General features: G+C 43.8%; 20 protein-coding genes and 1 tRNA gene. 8 read left to right on the top strand and 13 right to left on the bottom strand.

Going from position 1 to position 21718, the window contains the following annotated elements; translation table 11 throughout:
• Positions 1-327 precede the first annotated feature (327 nt).
• The 7 genes from M3090_RS07205 (at position 328) to lepA (ending at position 7153) form a co-directional block, all read left to right on the top strand.
• Positions 328-1770 (top strand): tetratricopeptide repeat protein, encoded by a 1443-nt coding sequence (locus tag M3090_RS07205; RefSeq protein ID WP_249054876.1) that lies wholly within the window; start codon positions 328-330, stop codon positions 1768-1770.
• A gap of 2 nt (positions 1771-1772) precedes the next feature.
• The gene (locus M3090_RS07200; RefSeq protein WP_249054874.1) at positions 1773-2240 is read left to right on the top strand and encodes an NfeD family protein; all 468 of its coding nucleotides are present in this window, start codon (positions 1773-1775) and stop codon (positions 2238-2240) included.
• Between the two features lie 26 nt (positions 2241-2266).
• A complete protein-coding gene (gene floA / locus M3090_RS07195) occupies positions 2267-3271 on the top strand; it encodes a flotillin-like protein FloA (RefSeq protein ID WP_249054872.1) in 1005 nt (334 codons plus the stop codon).
• Positions 3272-3314: 43 nt separating this feature from the next.
• Positions 3315-4193, top strand: a complete 879-nt coding sequence (locus M3090_RS07190) for a nucleoside phosphorylase (RefSeq protein WP_249054870.1) — start codon at positions 3315-3317, stop codon at positions 4191-4193.
• Positions 4194-4449: 256 nt separating this feature from the next.
• On the top strand, positions 4450-4833 hold the full coding sequence (locus M3090_RS07185) for an HU family DNA-binding protein (protein ID WP_249054867.1): 384 nt from the start codon (positions 4450-4452) through the stop codon (positions 4831-4833).
• 189 nt (positions 4834-5022) lie between these two features.
• Positions 5023-5223: a winged helix-turn-helix domain-containing protein gene (locus M3090_RS07180; RefSeq protein WP_249054865.1), complete on the top strand. Its 201-nt coding sequence runs from the start codon at positions 5023-5025 to the stop codon at positions 5221-5223.
• A 148-nt stretch (positions 5224-5371) separates the two neighbouring features.
• Positions 5372-7153: a translation elongation factor 4 gene (gene lepA, locus M3090_RS07175; protein WP_249054863.1), complete on the top strand. Its 1782-nt coding sequence runs from the start codon at positions 5372-5374 to the stop codon at positions 7151-7153.
• Positions 7154-7282: 129 nt separating this feature from the next.
• On the opposite strand, the gene M3090_RS07170 is transcribed toward lepA, so the two are convergent.
• From M3090_RS07170 to M3090_RS07130, 9 genes are all read right to left on the bottom strand, one after another.
• Positions 7283-7355, bottom strand: a tRNA-Lys gene (locus tag M3090_RS07170).
• Between the two features lie 98 nt (positions 7356-7453).
• Positions 7454-8260 carry an MBL fold metallo-hydrolase gene (locus M3090_RS07165; RefSeq protein WP_249054861.1) on the bottom strand — a complete coding sequence of 269 codons (807 nt, stop codon included), beginning with the start codon at positions 8258-8260 and terminating at the stop codon, positions 7454-7456.
• Entirely contained in the window at positions 8257-8517 is a 261-nt protein-coding gene (locus tag M3090_RS07160) for a hypothetical protein (RefSeq protein ID WP_249054859.1), read from the bottom strand. The genes M3090_RS07165 and M3090_RS07160 overlap by 4 nt, the downstream gene beginning before the upstream one ends.
• Positions 8518-8679: 162 nt before the next feature.
• A complete protein-coding gene (locus M3090_RS07155) occupies positions 8680-9321 on the bottom strand; it encodes a CatA-like O-acetyltransferase, family 2 (protein ID WP_249054857.1) in 642 nt (213 codons plus the stop codon).
• Between the two features lie 76 nt (positions 9322-9397).
• Entirely contained in the window at positions 9398-10249 is an 852-nt protein-coding gene (locus M3090_RS07150; RefSeq protein WP_249054854.1) for a helix-turn-helix transcriptional regulator, read from the bottom strand.
• A 39-nt stretch (positions 10250-10288) separates the two neighbouring features.
• Entirely contained in the window at positions 10289-11080 is a 792-nt protein-coding gene (locus tag M3090_RS07145) for an N-acetylmuramoyl-L-alanine amidase-like domain-containing protein (RefSeq protein WP_249054851.1), read from the bottom strand.
• Positions 11081-11104: 24 nt separating this feature from the next.
• A complete protein-coding gene (locus tag M3090_RS07140; protein WP_249054849.1) occupies positions 11105-11986 on the bottom strand; it encodes an alpha/beta hydrolase in 882 nt (293 codons plus the stop codon).
• A gap of 9 nt (positions 11987-11995) precedes the next feature.
• Entirely contained in the window at positions 11996-13987 is a 1992-nt protein-coding gene (locus M3090_RS07135; RefSeq protein WP_249054846.1) for an OPT family oligopeptide transporter, read from the bottom strand.
• A gap of 343 nt (positions 13988-14330) precedes the next feature.
• Complete coding sequence (locus M3090_RS07130; RefSeq protein ID WP_249054843.1) at positions 14331-14726, bottom strand: DUF1573 domain-containing protein; 396 nt, start codon at positions 14724-14726, stop codon at positions 14331-14333.
• 176 nt (positions 14727-14902) lie between these two features.
• Between M3090_RS07130 and M3090_RS07125 the strand changes: the two genes are divergently transcribed.
• The gene (locus M3090_RS07125; protein ID WP_249054841.1) at positions 14903-16261 is read left to right on the top strand and encodes an MATE family efflux transporter; all 1359 of its coding nucleotides are present in this window, start codon (positions 14903-14905) and stop codon (positions 16259-16261) included.
• Between the two features lie 111 nt (positions 16262-16372).
• Here the strand turns inward: M3090_RS07125 and M3090_RS07120 are convergent, their stop codons facing one another.
• From M3090_RS07120 to M3090_RS07105, 4 genes are all read right to left on the bottom strand, one after another.
• Positions 16373-17470 carry a TlpA disulfide reductase family protein gene (locus tag M3090_RS07120; RefSeq protein WP_249054840.1) on the bottom strand — a complete coding sequence of 366 codons (1098 nt, stop codon included), beginning with the start codon at positions 17468-17470 and terminating at the stop codon, positions 16373-16375.
• Between the two features lie 120 nt (positions 17471-17590).
• Positions 17591-18142, bottom strand: coding sequence for a 30S ribosomal protein S16 (locus M3090_RS07115; RefSeq protein ID WP_249054838.1), 552 nt, complete (start codon positions 18140-18142; stop codon positions 17591-17593).
• Between the two features lie 188 nt (positions 18143-18330).
• Entirely contained in the window at positions 18331-19161 is an 831-nt protein-coding gene (locus M3090_RS07110) for a transporter substrate-binding domain-containing protein (RefSeq protein ID WP_410553190.1), read from the bottom strand.
• Positions 19162-19212: 51 nt separating this feature from the next.
• Positions 19213-21318, bottom strand: coding sequence for a putative porin (locus M3090_RS07105; protein ID WP_249054836.1), 2106 nt, complete (start codon positions 21316-21318; stop codon positions 19213-19215).
• Between the last annotated feature and the right edge of the window lie 400 nt (positions 21319-21718).

Here is a 21718-nt window from a genome sequence, read left to right as displayed (position 1 = left end):
AATTAGGTATATTGTTGATACTTCTAAACGAGTTTTCCAAAGATGAGAACAACGAGTCAATAATTCAGTGAGCATAAAAAGAACTTTGCTCCAAGGGTATTAATTCATATTCTGCGTCGGCAAAGCAAGAAGATTTTTCTTACATAACAAAAAGAGTTTCAGAGATAAAAAAGTACAGCAAGAACACACAGGCCCATATGAACATTGAATCGTACCGGAGTATCAATATATGCAACATATTTTAATAATTAATCAAAATAGAAGGTGCTATAATTTACAATTTTTTTCGTACCTTTGACACCATTGAAATTTCAATTTTTAGTAATTATGAGTAGAAATACTTTTCTATATTTTTCTTTTCTCTTTTTAGCAATAGTTGTAGAGGCATCTGCTCAGACTCTCAGTGAAGCTCGTAAACTCTATGAAGAAGGTAAATATGAACAGGCGAAACCTGTCTTTCAACGTTATGTGAAACAAGTTCCTAACAATGGTAATTATAATTTGTGGTATGGAGTATGTTGTCTCCATACAAATAATGCTCAGACAGCTATTGACTGTTTAGAAAAGGCCGTACAAAAACGTGTTCCGAGTGGCCAATTCTGGTTAGGGCAGGCATATGATCGTGTTTATCGTTATGAAGATGCCATTAGCACATTTGAAGATTATATTAGTGAATTAAAACATCGCCGTCGATCTACACAAGAAGCAGATTCATTAATGGCTCTTTTTCGCGCTCATTTGCGTATGCTAAAAGGAGTAGAACGTGTATGTATTATAGATAGTTTTGTTGTAGATAAAGCGCATTTTCTTGAAGCTTATAAACTCAGCCCACAAACGGGACATTTATACCCCTATAAAGAATACTTTCCTATGTCAGAAAAAGAAGGGAGTACTGTCTATGAGAATGAACTGGGAAACAAAATTTATTATGGAGAAATAATGCCCAATGGGATTCAGCATATTTTTACAAGCACACAACTACTTGAAGAATGGAGTCCAGGATTACCACTTGTTGGCAACTGGACAGATAGTGTAAACATTGCATATCCATTTCTTATGTCAGACGGACTTACCCTTTACTATGCTAGTGAAGGTAAAAGTTCATTAGGAGGATATGACATATTTGTTACACGATACAATACTAACAATGACAGCTTTTTACGATCAGAAAATGTAGGCATGCCTTTCAATTCACCTTATAATGATTATATGTATGTTATAGATGAATATAATAATTTGGGATGGTTTGCTTCCGATCGCTACCAACCAGATGGTCGTGTATGTATTTATGTATTTATACCTAATCCCATCAAGCAAGTATATAATTATGAACAAATGGACAAAGAGAATTTACGCTCATTAGCAGCTATACACTCTTTAAAAGACACATGGAGTGATTCTATTTTAGTAAATGAAGCCTTAACTCGTCTACATAAAATAGATCCAATGTTTGACGATAAGAAAAGAAGGCATTCATTTAGTTTCATAATAGATGACATGCATACTTATCATGAAGAGACTGATTTCCATTCTCTTCAAGCTCTCGCTTTATTCCAACAATATATCCAGATTCAGAAAGTTCTCCAGCAACAATATAGTAAATTGGAAGATTTGCGTATAAGTTATAACTTAGCTTCTCCTGAGAAACGCCGTCAAATGGCATCAGCCATTTTAGATATAGAAAATCGATTAAGTCAATTGGAGAACAAAATCAAGCAAATTGTCAAACAAGTACGAAATACAGAAATCTCTGTAATAAAAGAGAAATAACTATGGATATACTCATCATTTGCCTTTTACTTTTAGCTACAGTGGTATTACTCTTAATTGAATTGTTCATTGTACCAGGTATAAGTATTGCAGGCATTCTAGCAGGAGGATGTGCTATTTTTGTAAACTATTATGCCTTTACGTATCTAGGGATAGTGGCCGGTATCATAACTTTAATAATAACAATTATCGTCTGTGTAGGTTCTATCATTTTCTTTATGCGCTCCAAGACTCTTGACCGTATATCGTTAAAACAAAATATCACTTCTCAGATAGATCGTACTGCAGAAATGCGTATCAAAATAGGTGATATAGGAATTACGACCACACGATTAGCTCTTATAGGTTATGCTAAAATAAACGATGAAATAGTCGAAGTAAAGTCTACTGGCGAACTTTTAAATGAACATACCTGCATACGAGTGGTACGCATAGTAGATGGTACTATTATGGTTGAAAAAGCGAATTGATTATTAACCAATTATCATTATAACGCATGGAAACAACTTCTATTTATCTCATGATTTTTCTAATTATAGGCGGCCTCATATTTTTAGCCTTATTCTTTCATTATGTTCCTTTCTTTTTATGGCTCTCAGCTAAAGTATCAGGTGTGAATATCTCATTAATACAATTATTTCTAATGCGCATCCGAAAGGTTCCACCCTACGTAATTGTTCCTGGATTAATTGAAGCCCACAAGGCTGGCTTAAGCAATATTACTCGTGATGAATTAGAAGCTCACTATTTAGCTGGAGGGCATGTAGAAAAAGTAGTTCATGCTTTAGTATCTGCATCGAAAGCACGTATAGAACTTCCATTTCAAATGGCTACAGCTATTGATTTGGCAGGTCGTGATGTTTTTGAAGCTGTACAAATGTCTGTAAATCCCAAAGTGATAGATACTCCTCCTGTAACAGCAGTAGCCAAAGACGGAATTCAACTTATTGCAAAAGCTCGCGTAACTGTTCGAGCAAACATCCGCCAGCTAGTAGGAGGAGCAGGTGAAGATACCGTGCTAGCCAGAGTAGGTGAAGGCATTGTATCTAGTATTGGTTCATCTGAAAGTCATAAGATGGTATTAGAAAATCCTGATTCTATTTCAAAACTTGTACTTCGCAAAGGCTTGGATGCCGGTACAGCTTTTGAGATTCTTTCCATTGATATTGCAGATATCGATATAGGCAAAAACATCGGTGCAGCTTTACAAATGGATCAAGCTAATGCTGACAAAAACATTGCCCAAGCCAAAGCAGAAGAAAGGCGAGCTATGGCTGTTGCAACAGAACAAGAAATGAAAGCCAAAGCACAAGAGGCGCGTGCCAAAGTCATTGAAGCAGAAGCTGAAGTACCTAAAGCCATGGCCGAAGCTTTTAAGAATGGCAATCTAGGTATCATGGATTATTATCGTATGAAAAATATTGAAGCAGATACACAAATGAGAGAAACTATTGCACACCCTTCTTTAGGAGAATCAGGAACGGAAACTAATCGTAAATAAAAATCCTATAACACTCTTTTTCATACATTTTTAATAGAATATTATGGATAGATATTTCGCTTCATCAGAACTGATTATCAATCAAGATGGTTCCATCTTTCATCTTCATGTCCGCCCTGAATATCTAGCAGATAAAGTCATTTTAGTTGGTGATCCACAACGAGTTAATATCGTATCTTCACATTTTACTCAAAAAGAATGCGATATACAAAATCGCGAATTTCATACTGTTACCGGATATTATAAGCAGAAACGCATTACAGTTGTTTCGACAGGCATTGGATGCGATAATATAGACATTGTAGTAAATGAATTAGATGCACTTGCCAATATTAATTTTAAAAATCGAAAAGAAAATGATACTTTCCGGCAGTTAGAATTGGTACGCATTGGTACATGTGGAGGGCTACAACCTTTTACACCTACAGGAACATTCCTTTGCTCAGAAATATCGATAGGTTTTGACGGATTGCTAAATTTCTACGAGGGACGTAACTGCATATGTGACCTACCTATGGAAAGAGCTCTATTAAATCATTTAGGTTGGACTGGTAATCTTTGTGCACCAGCCCCTTATATTGTACACGCTGATGAAGAACTTGTAGGACGCATTGCTAGCACTGATTTTATCAAAGGCGTAACAGTCTCTTGTGGAGGTTTTTATGGGCCACAAGGACGAAGATTACGCATTCCTTTAGCAGATCCTCACCAAAACAAGAAAATAGAAAGTTTTGAATACAATGGAAAAAAAATTATTAATTATGAGATGGAGAGTTCTGCATTAGCAGGACTTGCACATTTGCTTGGGCATAAAGCAACGACAGTATGTATGGTTATTGCTAACCGCATAGAGAAAAATGCAGATACTAGCTACAAAACTCATATTGATGATTTAATCCAGCTTGTATTAGAACGTATTTGAAGAACACAAGATGTATGATGGAGATTAGTTTGCCCCAAAATAAGACAAACAAGACCCAATAATATACAACTTTTTCTCAAAAAATCTAATCTCTTCTCAAAATCATGTAGTGGAGTGTACTTGCTAATACTTGACAGAATTAAGGAAAATCGTTGTTCTTCTAGCAAAAACTTCATTTTAAGAGTAGCCTGTTATTTACGGATTTCTAACTTAACGTGATTTCTTATATCGAACTCACGTTTAATACTAAGAAGACATGTTTTACAAGAAACAGAAATTGCGCGGGAAGTGGTACCCGCGTTCGTTTACCGTCGATACTATCGACACGAAAGAAGTGGCCCGCAGGCTGTCGTTGATGTCCACCGTGACCGTGGGCGATACCTACGCCGTACTCTTGGGGCTGGGCGAAGTGCTGGGCGAGCTGATGTCGATGGGCAACTCAGTGAAACTGGACGGCCTGGGGACGTTCTACCTGGTGGGCAATGCCAACGGCGAAGGCGTGGACACGCCGGAAGAAGTCAGCCCGAAGCAATTCAAGAAGCTGACCGTGGCCTTTATCCCCGAATACCACCGGTCACAGAAACGGCAGGTGACCGAAAAGACCATCGTGCCCAAGCGGGTGGAGTGGACGGAAATGTGAAGCACAGAAAAGAAGAGCAAGTAACCGTCTCTCATAAAGCATTAATCCTCAATCATATTTCTATGAAATCGCTCACTATCTCGCTTTTTTATATTATCTTTGTCCCGTGAAATAAAACATGACCGCTGTCAAGAACCGTCGATGAGGAAAAGTGGCGGCCAATAATGTCTAACTTAAATACAATAGAAAATGTTACAAGAAAAAGCAGGTGAAATTGCAGGCAAAATCTGGAAAGCCTTGGATGGGACTGAAGGCATGACAGTCAAGCAAATCAAAAAAGTAACGAAGTCGATAGACAAAGACCTGTACCTGGGCTTTGGATGGCTTTTGCGCGAAGACAAACTGTCAGTAACAGAAGTGGAAGGTGAACTCTTTGTCAAATTGAAATGACTTTCAGACAATCAGGCATTTGCTGAAAAGATGCGCGCAGACACGTACATGTCCGTTGCGCATTTTTTTATTATCTGCTCCTTTTTTGTATCTTTGCACACCTTTTTTTTGAGATTGTTCATAAAATATTCAATTTACTACATAGCAAATGAAGAATATCCGTAACTTTTGCATCATTGCACATATTGACCATGGCAAGTCTACGTTGGCTGACCGTTTGTTGGAATATACTCACACGATACAAATCACCGAGGGACAGATGCTCGATGACATGGACTTGGAAAAGGAAAGAGGCATTACCATCAAGAGCCATGCCATCCAGATGGAGTATGAATATAAAGGTGAGAAATATGTACTGAATCTTATTGATACTCCGGGACACGTAGACTTTTCATACGAGGTATCCCGCTCCATTGCTGCCTGTGAAGGTGCGTTGCTCATTGTCGATGCATCTCAAGGTGTACAGGCACAAACGATTTCCAATCTATATATGGCCATCGAGCATAACCTGGAAATCATACCTGTGATAAATAAGTGTGATATGGCCAGTGCCATGCCGGAAGAAGTAGAGGATGAGATTATCGAATTGCTGGGATGTAAGCGCGAAGAGATAATCCGTGCTTCAGGGAAAACAGGCATGGGAGTTCCGGAAATATTGGCCGCCGTCATTGAACGCATTCCCCATCCGGTAGGAGATGAACAAGCCCCGTTGCAAGCCCTCATCTTCGATTCGGTGTTCAATTCCTTCAGAGGCATCATTGCTTACTTCAAGATAGAGAATGGAGTCATCCGGAAAGGAGACAAGGTGAAATTCTTTAATACCGGTAAAGAGTATGAGGCCGATGAAATAGGTGTGTTAAAGATGGAACTTGTCCCGCGTGAAGAATTACGTACAGGAGACGTAGGATATATTATTTCCGGTATAAAAACTTCCCGTGAGGTAAGAGTGGGAGATACCATTACTCACATTGCACGGCCTTGCTCGCAAGCCATTGCAGGCTTCGAGGAAGTAAAGCCTATGGTCTTTGCCGGGGTATATCCTATTGAAGCAGAAGATTTTGAAGATTTGCGCTCTTCACTGGAAAAATTGCAGTTGAATGATGCTTCTCTTACCTTCCAGCCAGAATCATCGTTGGCATTGGGCTTTGGTTTCCGTTGTGGTTTCTTGGGCTTGCTACACATGGAGATTGTTCAAGAACGTTTGGATCGTGAGTTTGGAATGAATGTCATAACTACCGTTCCCAATGTGTCATACCTTGTTTATGACAAGCAAGGGCATGTTGTCGAAGTGCACAACCCCGGCAGTATGCCCGATGCGACCATGATTGATCATATTGAAGAACCCTATATACGTGCGTCTGTCATTACGGCTACTACGTATATTGGTCCTATCATGACCCTATGCCTTGGAAAGAGAGGGGAGTTAGTGAAGCAAGAATACATTTCCGGAAATCGTGTAGAAATCTATTACGACATGCCTTTAGGGGAAATCGTGATTGACTTTTATGACAAGCTGAAGAGCATCTCTAAAGGTTACGCATCGTTTGATTATCACCCCAATGGCTTTCGCCCCTCAAAATTAGTGAAGTTGGACATCTTGCTTAATGGAGAGCCTGTTGATGCCTTGTCTACTTTGACACACTTTGACAATGCTTATGAGCTGGGGCGCCGTATGTGTGAGAAACTAAAGGAACTTATTCCGCGTCAGCAGTTCGAGATAGCCATCCAAGCGGCTATTGGAGCAAAGATTATTGCGAGAGAGACTATCAAAGCTGTGCGTAAGGATGTGACGGCAAAGTGTTACGGTGGTGACGTTAGCCGTAAGCGTAAGTTGTTGGAGAAGCAGAAGCGTGGTAAGAAGCGAATGAAGCAGATTGGCAATGTAGAGGTCCCGCAGAAAGCTTTCTTGGCTGTGTTGAAATTAGATTAATATATAGTTCAGGCAGACCTGCATGACAGGTTTGCCTGAATTTGGTTAAAAATAATCCCCACTACCAAACTCAACAAATCTGGTAATGGGGATTCCCTTATTATTAACCCTTATGGCAAGCTTTTAATGTACACCCTCAGGGATTCGAACCCTGGACCCACTGATTAAGAGTCAGTTGCTCTACCAACTGAGCTAAGAGTGCGCTTACGTAACCTTACGGGGCGCAAAGGTAGATATTGTCCGGAATATATGCAAATAATCAGGATAGAATTTTGTTGCGTGTGCAAGGGAGACTATTTCTCAGGTCAGTTCATAAAGAGGCGAAGGCGATGTGCGTTGTAGGGCTTCAACCATAACAGGCATTTCATGGGGTGGAAGATGTTGACGGAGAATAGCAGTGATACATTCTTCTGCCTGCTTAGGGCAATTATTCTCACGGCTGAGATGGCATAGCCAAAGATGGCGCAGGCGGGATGGGAAATGTTGGTCAAGCAGAGTCGCAGCCTGGCGATTGGATAAGTGGCCTGTGGAACTTGCAATACGTGCCTTGAGATAGGCTGGATAGGGGCCTCTTTGAAGCATTTCTTCATCGTAGTTGGCTTCGAGCACGAGGTAGTCTGCGGTAGAGATATATGGGAAAGCATGGTCTGGGATGTGCCCTAAGTCTGTCATGAACACAAGATGACGGCCGTCGGCTTTCAGACTATAACCTACGCAGTCTTGGCTGTCGTGAGGTAGTGTGAATGCTTCGATCTGAAAGCCTGCCAGTTTGAATGGTTGGCCAGGGACAAGCGTGTGGGCAGACGTATCTAGCGGCTTTTGCCGTGTGCAATAGTTTTGAGCGATGCCACGGTGTGTGGCTGCAGTGGCATAGATTGGAATATGGAGGCCTTCTCCCAACCCGGGAAGCCCTTTGATGTGGTCGGCATGGTCGTGGGTGACTAGGACGGCATGTATATGTTCCATCGGCAGGCGATTATTGGCCAGATGTTTACGTATGGTGCGTGTAGCAATTCCTGCATCTATTAGTAGGGCTCCTTCGCGGGTGGATACATAGTAACAGTTACCACTGCTGCCACTGGCCAGGCTCATGAATTGTATGCTCATTGGTTGTTGTATTTAAAAGAATCAATGTCTTGGGTTACTTGTAAAGAACTATTTCTTAGCTTCTTATACTTATAAATTTTACTTTTTCCTTTGATTGTATAAGCAAACTTAGGCATTTCTTTCCGATTTTCCAAAAGTTGTAATGAGTAAGTTGAAGCCTTCTTGTATACCTGATGTGCATTGACTGCTGTTTCAGTACTTAATCTTATTTGTAGGAAAAATGATTTTGTGTCTTGATATAAGTTTCTTGATGTCATAGATTTCTTATGTCTCTAGGTTAGAGATGCTAATCTTTATCCTAGAGATTGCCATCTTTAGGTTAGAGTTGTATATCTCTAGCCTAAAGATGAAAAAACACTGATACAGTGGCGCTTTCTTTTTCGCTAGAATCAAACTGTTTGCTAGAGCCCTTTAATATCTTATGGCAGAAAACGAGGAAGATGCTTGTGCAAATTGGTGATTTCGCTTTGTAGTTTGTCCAAGAAATGTGCTGCATGTGCTCCATCCATTTGGACGTGGTGAAACTGGAAAGATATGTTTAATGTTTTTTTCCATAGGCAAGACCGGTATTGGCCCCAAATCAAAAATGGATTGTTGAAAATCCCGCTATACATCCCTACTGCACCGTCTATTGGGTAATGGGCGAGAGCTGATGTGCCAATGACCATGCTTTCTGTCAATTCATGGTTTTTGCAATTTTCAATCGCTCGTTTTGTCAATGCCATATAATCATGGTTGAATTGTTGCACATTGTCCGAGAAGGGAATGTCACAGGAATTTATTTCGCCTTTCCGATTGGCGATGATGGTGCATATGGCAAGACTGTCGTATTGCATTAGTTTTTGGCCTACGGGCAGCATGTAGAACTCTTTGATACTGCTTGCTGCCCGTCCGATGCACCAGCACATCAACATGTTGAACTTACAGCCTTTTCGCCGGCTTGCTTGAAGAACCCGGCTTACATCCAGAGTCCTAAAAAAAGTAACCATAGGCATCGGGACATTCATCCACATGTCAAAAGCATATGCACGTGTCGTTTCTTGAGGATTTACTTCTTTCATTTTACTTTTGCTTTTTAGGTTGAACGTTTTGCAAAAGTAAACTGCTTTTTGGCTTATGTATAGAATAAAAGGGACATTATGCCGGATCGGTAAACAAATCTGAATAAGGTGTACAAACATTCAACAATGCAGATGGAGTGTAGCCGCTGAATAGTTTGAACTCCCTGATATAATGTGATTGGTCTGCGTAACCGCTTTGATAGGCTATTTGCGCAAAATTAATATTCTCTGAACAGTGTTGCAGTAGTTTCAAAGATTTTTGAAACCGCACTATACGGGCATATTCTTTGGGCAGACTTCCTACGGTAGCATAGAAGAAACGTTCAAATTGTTTTTTACTTAAGCAAGCGATGTCAGCCAAGTTGTTGACAGAGGTTCCTGGTTTTGTCAGTAATTCATTTAGGGCAGCGGTTATCCTATTTAGATTGTATGTTACTTTCTTGTTTGGCGTGTTAGTGATTGTGGTTAGTAGCCATTGTTCAATGATGCCGATGCTAAGGAGGTCGTCTTCACAATCAAAAATACGTGTGGCTAATTCGTTTAATTGTTTATTCTCAAGGTCGTAACCGGAAATCTCTTGATTGTGCAATAGGCTTATGGGCAGATGGAGGAAAGCAGCCAAGGTATAAGGTTGGAACACAATGGTTATCATATTCGTATTTCCGCCTGAAGACAAATGAGCAGGATAATTCACTTGACCGCTGACGCTCAATGCAGATTGATAACTCTTTAGCTCTGGTATGTAAAGTGGGGTTTTCTTATGGAAAATGATTTGAGGACAGCCTATGGGAAAGGTGGGAACATTCAATGGTTGCTTGCTTTTGAATATCCAATAATACCTGACGTAAGATTGCAGTGCTTTGCAAGGTTTGTAGATTTGGAAGCCCTCTTGAACCATATGTGGCAATACATGAGAGGCGGATTCCATAGACACCTCTGTTTACGGAATCCGTCTCTGTTTCAATCTTTATTTTTTCATGCGTAAAACTCGGATGCCGGTCCAGTTGGCATTGTTTTTAAGCATTTGTGACAGAGCTATGGTAGATGCTGCAACTTTTCCGTCTGAAGATGATGCGTGAATCAGGGTCAGTTTTCCGTCTGCGTAGAAAGCCAATCCCATGTGTGCCACATCCAATCCTGGAATATTGGTCGTTATGGCGATGATGTCGCCGTTTTTTATCCAACTCAGTCCATTATAGGGTAATTTGTTTTTGGGGAGATAATGCACTGTTTGTCCGGAAAGAGCTTTTTCTATTTGTTTTATCTTTTCAACTTCTTGGGGAGAGTTGGCCAGTTGCTTGTAAGCTTGTGGATGTGAACTCATATAAGAGAGCTGGACTACTTGCGTTTCTTTGCTCTTTTCGGCTGTTATATCTTCCAAGAATCCATTTCGCACGCCGTTGTTAATCCAATCTGTAATATAATGCAGGCGTGAAGTGTATCCATCTATCTTTCCATCACGGTAACGTATCATTTGCAACTTCTGGGCAAAGGTCCCTTCAGAAATGTCACCATTGATGATTGGGCAAAGTGATTCTGCCAATACATATTCTATGAAGGTTGTGCAGTCTACCTCGTCGCAATTCAAGATAAGTTCTTCCGTGGCATTTGTGTCTAATGTGTGTGCTGCATAGGGAGTTCCCAGATACTTAATTCCATTAGCCAGCATAATGTCGTTGTCTGTTTCTTGTGCATAAGAAACGGATAACATTGCCAATGCACAGAAAGCAGTAATACTTTTTTTTGTAATAACTCTCATGATTGTTCTGTTAAGTATGATTATTTAATTATTGGTTGTTGTAAACGTAAGCCCTTCTTTTAACCATTTTTCCAGCTCTCCGGTCCATTGACGTTTATAGATGAAACCGTCGCCAAAGCCCCAGCCATGTCCTCCTGTCGGATAGATGTGCAGAGAGGCAGGGATGTGGTGCTTGTTCAGTGCGCTGTAATAGTCGATGCTGTTCTGGGGGATGACCGTCCCGTCGTCCGAAGACAGCATGATGAAGGCTTGAGGCGTCCGGTCGGTGACTTGCTTCTCCAGTGAGAAGTGGTCTTCCCATTCTGCCGGGACGTCGACGCCCAGCAGGTTGAAGCGCGAGCCTTCGTGGGTGATTCCCGGTTTCATGGAGATGACGGGATAGAAGAGTATCTGAAAGTCGGGGCGAGTCTCGTCGCTGCTGTAAAGCGTGGCCAGCGAAGCGGCCAGGTGTCCGCCCGCCGATGCTCCCATGATGCCTACCCGGTTGGGATTGATTCCAAATTCTGAGGCTTTTTGCCGGACGATGCGGATGGCTTGTTCGGCATCAGACAGGGGCACTTCCCGGTGTCCGTTGGGCATGCGGTATTTCAGCACGACGTAGGTGATGCCTTGTGCGTTGAACCACGCCGCCATGTCATGCCCTTCGTGCCCCAGGGCCAGTCGGGCGTATCCGCCGCCGGGACACATGATGATGGCCATCCCGTTGGGGCGGGAAGCCGGATAGATGGTGATGGACGGGTGGGGGATGAAGGCTTCCTCACCGCCGTTCAGGTCTTCTTGCGTGCCGCGCATCCCGTTGTCGGTAGGGGCGCCTTGGGGCCACAGGGGGATTTCGACCGGTGTTTGTGCATGAAGTAGCAGGCTGCTCATAAGCAATAATGTAAGTGTTGAAAGGATGTGTTTCATTGTTCCGTCTTATTTGGTTCTTAAAACAGATTTGATAAAGTAGAATATCAGCAGGCAGTAGGCTGCGAGGGAAACCACTTGCGACCATGTATTGGCCAGCCAAGCTTCGTTCAGCCAGTTGATGCCGCCGAAGCGCATACCGGCACTGACCACACCCATCAGGGCGCCACCGGCAATGAATCCGGAGGCCAGCAATGTGCCTTTCTCACCGCGGCGTGTGTTGAGTTCTGTGTCTTTGCTGCGGGTGGTCACATACCAGTTGATGGCTCCGCCCACCAGCAGCGGGATGTTCAATTCCAAGGGGATGAACATGCCCAGTGCAAAGGCCAGGGCGGGGATGCCGCAGAAGTTCAAGACGATGGCCAGCACTGCACCGATGCCGTAGAGCAGCCAAGGTGCTTGTACGCCGCTCATCAGTGGTTCGATGACGGCAGCCATGGCGTTGGCCTGCGGGGCGGCCAGGTCGCCGCTGGTGAAGCCGTAGGTTTTGTTCAGGATAATCATGACGCCGCCCACGGTAGCTGCCGAGACGATGGTGCCCAGGAATTTCCACGACTCCTGTTTGGCCGGGGTAGTGCCCAGCCAGTAACCTATCTTCAGGTCGGTGATGAAGCCGCCCGCCATGGACAGGGCCGTGCATACCACGCCGCCCATCACCAGGGCCGCTACCATGCCTTCGGGGCCTTTCAGTCCCACGGCCACCATGACGACGGAGGCCAGGATGAGGGTCATCAGCGTCATGCCCGACACGGGGTTGGTGCCTACGATGGCGATGGCGTTGGCTGCTACGGTGGTGAACAGGAAGGCAATGCCTGCCACCAGGATGATGGCTACGACGGTGTGCAGCAGGTTGCCTTGCATGACGTCGAAGTAGAAGAACAGCACGACCAGTATCAGTGTCACGATGGAGCCGATGGCAATGAACTTCATCGACAAGTCGCGCTGGGTGCGCAAGATTTGGGCTTCTGCGTTTGACTTGCCTTTCAATTCCTTGGAGGCCAGGCCGACGGCGCTCTTGATGATGCCCCATGACTTGATGATGCCCAAGATGCCTGCCATGGCTATGCCGCCGATGCCGATGCTCTTGGCATAGTTGTTGAAGATGGCTTCGGGCGACATGGCGCCGACGGTTTGCGTGATGTCGGGGTTCCACTGGTTCAGCACCATGTCTCCGCACACCAACGAGAGGCCGGGGATGAGCACCCACCACACGAAGAGCGAACCGAAGCAGATGATGGCCGCGTATTTCAGCCCGACGATGTAGCCCAGACCCAGCACGGCGGCACCGGTGTTGACCTTGAACACCAGCTTGGCCTTCTCGGCCAGCATCTCGCCGAAGCCGCAGATGCGTGTGGTGAAGTTCTCGTTCCACAAGCCGAAGGTGGCTGTGATGAAGTCATACAAGCCGCCCACCAGCCCGGCCGTCAGCAGCGGTTTGGCTTGGTCGCCGCCTTTTTGCCCGGAGACGAGTATCTGCGTCGTGGCCGTGGCTTCGGGGAAGGGGTACTTGCCGTGCATGTCGCTGACGAAATATTTGCGGAAGGGGATGAGGAACAAGATGCCCAGCACGCCGCCCAGCAGTGAGCTGATGAACACTTGTGTGAAGGTGACGGTCACCTCGGCCGGGTAGCGTTCCTGAAGGATGTAGAGGGCGGGCAGGGTGAAGATGGCTCCCGCCACGATGACGCCCGACGAGGCACCGATGGACTGTATGATGACGTTCTCGCCCAGCGAGTTCTTGCGTTTGGTTGCCGTGGACAGTCCCACGGCGATGATGGCGATGGGAATGGCCGCCTCGAATACCTGGCCTACCTTCAGGCCTAGATAGGCCGCCGCGGCCGAGAACAGCACGGCCATGCACACGCCCCACAGCACGGACCAGAGGTTGACCTCGGGATAGGTCTTGCCGGGACTCATCAGCGGGTTGTACACTTCGCCCGGCTTCAGTTCGCGGAAGGCGTTCTCCGGAAGGCCGGTCAATGGTTCTTCTTCTTGTTTCATGGGTTATCTTGTTAAATGGTTGAATATTCTTTTCCGGGATGCTTCCACCTATCCGAGTGGTACACCCCCACCTATACTATGTGGTAGTCTGCCACCTATACTATGCGGCGGTCTGCCTCCTTACTATGCGGCGGTCTGCCTCCTTACTATGCGGCGGTCTGCCTCCTTACTATGCGGAAGGTTTCCTCCTTACTATGCGGAAGGTTTCCTCCTTACTATGCGGAAGATGTTTCTCCCTTATAACGTAGAACGCTTTTACGGAATCCTTTAGGGTAAGTTCAACGAAAAGAGGCTGTCTGATGTGTGGGTCGGACAACCTCTTTCCGTGCGGCATGCAAGGCGGCTATTTTTCACCTTTGGCCTTCATCTCTCCCTCAATGTAAAGGCGGAGCACTTCAGTCTCGGCATTGGTGCGCAACGTGATGGACTTGCGGAAGTGGCCGGGATAGCGTCCCGTCCCGTTGTAAGTCACCGTCAGCGTACCCGTTTTGCCCGGCAGCACCGGTTCTTGCGTATATTTGGGGACGGTGCATCCGCACGAGGCGATGGCCTGGTGGATGACAAGCGGCGCCTTGCCGATGTTGGTAAACGTAAACGTGCAGGTGACCACGGGGTCTTCTTCTGAAAACGTGCCGAAATCGTGCGTGGTTTTGTCAAACTTGATTTCTGCCTTGGCTTGCGCCGATGCATAACCGATGCTCAGCAACAAGAGCATCAGACACATAACTGCTTTTCTCATATTTCCTTTATTTTTTAGATTCTTTTTCATCGATGGCGACAAAGATACGCCATTTTCGGTAGAATAGGGGCGTCGGCGTGCGAAATTGTATTAATTTGCCCGCAATTATTGTTTCCCGGAAGAACAAAATAGGAGCAATGCCCGTACCTTTGCAAGAAATTAGTCCGATAGCTTTTATGAGACATCCACATACGACCCAAGAAAATTTCATCCATCTGACAACCTATCCCGTGCCACGGCTCATCATGTCGTTGGCAGTGCCTACCATTATCAGCATGCTGGTGACCTCGTTCTATAACATGGCCGACACCTATTTCGTAGGAAAAATCAATACGCAGGCCACGGCGGCGGTAGGTGTTGTCTTTTCGTTCATGACCATCATACAAGCAGTCGGTTTTTTCTTCGGGCATGGGTCGGGCAATTACATCTCGCGCAAACTGGGAGCACAAGATACGGCTAATGCCGAAAAGATGGCTGCCACCGGTTTCTTTTTTGCCTTCTTCATTGGCTTGGCCTTGGCCATGGCGGGATTGATATTTCTTACACCGCTTTCCATCCTGCTGGGCTCAACACCCACAATCTTGCCATATACCGAACAATACTTGGGAATCATCCTTTTAGGCGCACCTTTCATGACTTCTTCCCTGGTCCTGAATAATCAGATGCGCTTCCAGGGCAATGCGTCCTATGCAATGGTCGGCATTGTTTCAGGAGCAGTGATAAATGTAGTATTAGACCCTATCCTGATTTTCAGCTTCGAAATGGGCATCTCCGGGGCAGCATGGGCCACGGCTGTCAGCCAATTGTGCAGCTTCATTCTGTTGCTTTTCATGACGCGGCGCGGGGGAAACATCCGTATCCACTATCGCAATTTCACTCCGACCATAGCCTTTATTAAAGAAATCATCGGAGGAGGTACTCCCTCATTGGCGCGCCAAGGTTTGGCCAGCGTGGCCACGATGCTGCTCAATCTGGCAGCAGGAGTCTATGGAGACGCTGCCATTGCCGGCATGTCCATTGTTTCCCGAATAGGAATGTTCATCAACTCTTTCCTGATTGGTTTCGGACAAGGATTCCAACCCGTGTGCGGATTTAATTATGGAGCCGGTCTCTATGGGCGCGTACGCCAAGGATTCTGGTTCTGTGTCAAGATTGGATTCATCTTCTTGTTCATTTTCGCCTTGCTATGCTTTGGATATGCCGAGGAAGTTGTAGAACTCTTCCGAAAAGGCGACCCGGCTGTCATTGCAACCGGAGCATCGGCTTTGCGTTGGCAACTTGTAACTTATCCCTTAGGTGCATGGATTATTGTAAGCAATATGATGCTTCAGACCATTCGTAAATCTGTACGTGCCACCATCCTTTCATCGGCACGTCAAGGATTGTTTTTCGTGCCTCTTATTTTCATCCTTCCTCATTTCCTAGGTCTACAAGGCGTCGAAATGTGCCAAGCTGTTTCAGATATGTTTACCTTTGTGTTGGCCATTCCCTTAACTTGTGGCGTGTTGGCAGAGATGAAGCGTAAAGAAGCATGAATGTGATTCGCATATATAGTAGTAAACCTGGGGAATGATATTATAAAAACAGGGTGCGCCATAATATCTCATTACAGCGCACCCGTTTTTATTATTTAAAGGAGGATTTCCTTATTTCAAGGACTCAGCTATTTTTTCCTGAAGTTCCTCTCCATGCAGGCCACGTGCCAAGATAGTACCTTCACCATCAATCAGTACCGTGTGGGGAATACTGCTTACGGCATAGAGCCTGGCACCTTCGCAGTCCCAATATTTTAAATCAGACATTTGCGGCCACGTAATGTGTAATTGTTCGATGCCTTTCTTCCAAGCTTCAGCATCTCTGTCCAACGAAACACCTACAATTTCAAAACCTTGGTTCTTGTATTTTTTATAAATCTCTACCAAATTCGGCATTTCACGGCGGCAAGGACCACACCAGCTTGCCCAGAAATCAACCAGCACTACTTTACCTTTTCCTACATAATCGGATAATTTTATTTCTTTGCCATCAGGAGTCTGCATGGTAAAGTCAGTGAATTTTTGGCCAACGGCAGTGATTTTCATCTTTTCTACGTTATTTTTGATTTTAACAATGGCTTCATCGTTAGCAAATTCAGCAGGAATTTTTGTTATCAATGGGTCTAGCTCCTCCACACTCATGTTGTAGAAGTTGCGCTTAAGCAAATAAATGCCTACTGCGTTAGTGATGTTTTGGGTGATAGCAGCGTTTGTAACCTCTACCATCTTTTTATCAAGCACTTCCATTTCTTTGGCCTTAGCTTCTCGTTGCTCGTCTGTCAGAACTGTATCGCTCATAGACTCATAGGTAATGAACATTTGTTTGTTCAGGTCGTTGAGCTGTTGTCTGATTGCTTGGTAAATGTCATTGTTGGGAGTTCCAGTGGCAATGTGGTTATCTGTTGTTAATTGGATGTTTATTTGTCCGTTTTCCAGAAAAAAGTCCATACTCTTTCCGTTATCTGTATCTTTTCCTTTGTATGTCAGATAGCAGACTAAGGCAGTATCCTGTTGCCCTTTTAAAGTGAACTTGCCGTCCTGAATGATGGCGGAATCAAGTTTTTGCAGTTGACGTCCTTCTGGCTTTTGCAGATAAACTGTTTCTCCATCGGTAGCATTTTCTATGGTTCCTGTTATTTGATAACCTTTTTTCCCGTTACAAGCTGCTAAAAAGGCAACTGCAGCAAATAAATAAATAAACTTTTTCATTGCGTTTTCTTTTATAGGGTTAATGTTTTTTGCGATTGCAAATATAGGAATAAAAAATCCCCTCCGATGTTGCTCGGAGAGGATTTTATAATTTAATTCCAATTTTTACACGTTACTGCTTTATTCTGCAACATTTTCAACTGCAGGTGTTTCAGTTGCTTCTGCGCCTTCTTCTACTGCAGGAGCTTCTGCTGCAGCCTTAGCTGCTTCTTCGGCAGCTTTCTTTTCTGCCAAAGCTTTAGCTTTCTCTTCATTTATTTTCTTTTCTGCTTCCAAGCGGACTTTAGCTGCAGCTTTCTTTGCTTCTTCAGTCTTGGCTTTCAAAGCGTTCAATCCATTCTGCTTGTTATTCTTCCACGCTTCAAATTTAGCTTCTGCTTCAGCCTCGCCAAATGCGCCTTTGGCTACACCGCCTAAAAGATGCTTTTTCATGTAAACTCCTTCGCGGGAAAGAATGTTACGGACTGTGTCTGTGGGTTGTGCACCTGTCATAACCCATTTCAATGCACGGTCAAAGTTCAAATCTACTGTGGCAGGATTAGTGTTCGGATTATACGTACCAATCTTTTCAATGAATCTACCATCTCGTGGTGCTCTTGCATCTGCGATGACGATGGAGTAGAATGCGTAGCTTTTACGTCCATGTCTTTGCAATCTGATTTTAGTTGCCATTTAATGAAATGTTTTTAATTAATGATTTGAATTATGCTAATAACTCGTAATAGCGGCTGCAAAGGTAATGCTTTTCTTTTGATTTGCAAAGGGTGTTATTATTATTTATTTGTTGATTTGTGATAAAAAAGAGTTTGCAGCTTTTTTATGTATGCTTAGATGGGCTTGTACAATAGCAGAGTAACAATTTATTGGTAATACTTGCGATAGATTCTTTTGTATTCTTTCCTTTTTTTAAAGTCATCAATCCATACATTGAGTGAATCTAGCAATATAGGAGACTGTTTATTGACAGCCCAAGAATAAAATTGAGTGAAGCCTATGGCTATGCTGATGTCTATTTGTGGCAAGCTATCAGCCGCGGCTATGGCTATGCTTTCTTCGCATACGGCATAGTTGATATCACCGTGGGCTACTAGCGAAATAAGTTGCTCAGAACCATATTTATCCATTTCTTGAATATAGATAGTATCACCGATCTCGGCCTCCAGATTGCGCAGGCGTAGCATATAGGGAGAATCTTTTGGAATATAAATTGTCTTTTGCCCTAAATCCAGAAGGCTTTTTATGTAGAGGGAATCGTTGTCTGATGTTGGTTTGCGTTGTATCAGAATCTGTCGGCTTAATGCAATAGGATTGGTGAGCAGTAGCGAGTCTTTCAGTTCGCTAGTAGCTAAAATCCCATTAGCTATAAGGTCGAATGTTCCATTGTTGAGTCCTTCCAAGCATGTGTTGAAGGCCATTTCTGGATGAATCTCTACTTTTAAATTATGTTCACGGGCAAAAGCTTGAAGCAATTCATAATTAAAGCCTGTTACTGTGTCTCCTTCCAAGAAGAAACTGATGGAGTTATATTCAGTTGTAGCTCGTATAATACCCTCTTCAACTATGTCGTTATAATCCCTTATAGAAGGTAAAGACGAAGATGGTATTTTTTTGAGTGCGAAGGTGATTATCAGTAGTGCCAGAAGTCCGGCAACTGTAATGCCTGTATATATCCATGCTTTATGTTTTTTCAGGTATGAAAGTGTCATATTATAGTTGTAATAGGCTTAATATTGCCAGTTTGGCTAATCGTAAAAGTTCCAGGATACCCCTATCTTCAATAATCGGGAATTGAGTGGATAATGTGGAACCAGGAAGGATTGTCCGTTGCCCATACCTGCATTGACGTGGTACATCATGACGAAAATGCGTGTCCGTTTCAAATGTAGGTTGAGATAGGCATTGATGATGGGGTATCCTCCAAGTTGCACTTGGTCGTTTTCTGGTTGTAAATGAAATTGTTGGATGGCTGGCATGTAGGCTGGGGCGTGATAAGTGGTGAAATAACGCATATCTGCACCAAACTGTACAGTCAGTACTTTGGCCAGTTTGCCTAATATATAAAAATTGTGGTAGAGCGAGAGGTCTGGCAAAGGAAGGATAGTGGAATTGCTTGATTTTTGCCAAGTTACTTCATTATCTAAATGAAAAACTCCCAATTTAAATTTTTGATTTAACGTAGCTGCTATCACTTGTATGCTTCCGCTGTGTTGTGCAGGCAATGCATTTTGATCGAAGTATGTGTAGTTCTTTATGTTTTCTACACCGGCACGTAGATTAGTCCCCCAACGTTGGATATTCAATTCGCCTTCTACGCCAGTACGGAACTCTTTATTCAAATCATTGTCCCATGAAAAATGGTTAGAATGGTAGTGTCGCATGTAGAATGATGGCAATAGATTGGTTACATGTCCTCGCGCATAGAGATTGACTGTATCTTTTCCTAAACGGAAATTCAGGTCCATGTCGCCATTTACCTTAAATTGCCCGATGGCTTCGCCTAACAAACCTACTTCCCCGTTAACGTTATAATGCAACAAGGTTCCTTGGCGTTTAGCCAGTTCTCCCCCAACAAACAGTTCGTGTTCGTCATATTGTACAGGAGATGGATTAGGAATGGAAGTGTCCATGTTCATTAACGTATAGCGGCTGAATTTGTGCGATACATAAGCTGTCAATCCGGCTTTGGCATATTTGTTAAAACCTTCCAGCAATGATACGCCCAATACGTTCTTGACGCTCAGTGCGATGGTACTGTCGTTGCTGGATCCTTCTTGGAAATAGGTGTTATCGTAAATGGCGTCTTCTCCTGTCGGTTCGACACCGGCACGGTAACGGCGACTGGAACGTTCTATTTTGAGAGTATGTATAAAGCTGGTGACAGGTACAAATTCTTCTGTGAGGATTGTGTCTTTGGGTATTTCGGTGCTGTCTCGTTTGGCTTTATGCCTGGCCACAGGATCTTGTGTCTCTTCTATTTTAGTGACTTCGCGGTGAAAACCTAAACGGTAGCGATGAGTGAGATAAACGAAAAAGTTGTGGTTGCGGTTAGATGTTTCTTCCAATCGGGTAGGGATGTATTGATTGCCACCGACATCTTCCATTTCATCGGGATGTGTGATATAACGGTCATCGGTGATGCCGCCATTTTCATTCATTTTCATGTAAAAGTTGTTGTAGGCAGCATGCATTTGGTATTTCTCACCAATGTAGCTGGCGAACAATCCTGCGTTGAAATGGGCGGTGGATTGGGCTGCATAATAACCACGGCCATAAAGATAGTCAATGTTGAAGCCTAATGCCAGACGCTTATTGGCATTGACAGAAAAGTAGGCTTTGAAACGGTCTTCACCATTGACTTTGCTACCGGCTTTGTAATAGGTCAGGTTGGTATAAGGTACGTTGCTGTTGGTAAAATGCAATTCGTCCGGTCGTACATAGAAGCTGGAGAGCGGGGCAAGAAAGGTGGTGGGTTCGTCTGTGTAACGACGTTCGAAGAACAGACGTGAAAGACGGGGGGTGCCTAAGTTACCCAAATAGTTGTAGTGTCCTGTCATTCCTTCTACCAAATTGGTGTTTTGGAAATTGAGGCTGAGTGTATCGGCCGGAATCATGGTACGTTCACCCAATGTTTCGCTCAGCGTCCACATATAGAGTTTGGGTGGAATGCTTTGTATTTCTATTCCGGTGCTGTCCTCCAAATTATCTGGTTGGGTGGATGGATCTATCTGATTGCCATATTGATCACGCATCGTGCCGTTTGAATCGATGGAATTGATAGGCACTTGTGCCTGTATCGCCAGACTGCCGATGGACATCAAAAAGATATATGTCAGTATAATTCGTCTCATAATTGGGGGCAAAGATACAACATTTTATCATTTGCCTGTACAATTGAATCTTTATTTATGTAAATGGAGAGGTTGTTTATGGAGAAAAGTTAATATCCTTATTAAGACCCCGTTAAAAGGACGTTTGACGCCCCCGTTAAAAGGATGTTTGACGCCCCCGTCAAAAGAACGTGAGGGTGGGGATGTATCATAAAGACAAACAGCTATCATTCTGTCATGTTGAGCGAAGCGAAGTCGAAACATCTCACTAATACTTTTCAGGCGCGTAGTGAGGTCCCTCGACTGTGCTCGGGATGACAGGAACATGAATTTTAAACAGAATCTAATAGTCTGGAGATATAACTTGGGGTAGGTATTCAAGTGCTTTATATTGCATATTTCTTCTCCTTTTTAGTTTGAT

The sequence above is a fragment of the Bacteroides sp. ET71 genome (genome assembly GCF_023336905.1).
GTDB lineage: Bacteria > Bacteroidota > Bacteroidia > Bacteroidales > Bacteroidaceae > Bacteroides.
The sequence above is the reverse complement of the archived record's forward strand: the minus strand, read 5'-3'. Positions and strand labels throughout refer to the sequence as shown.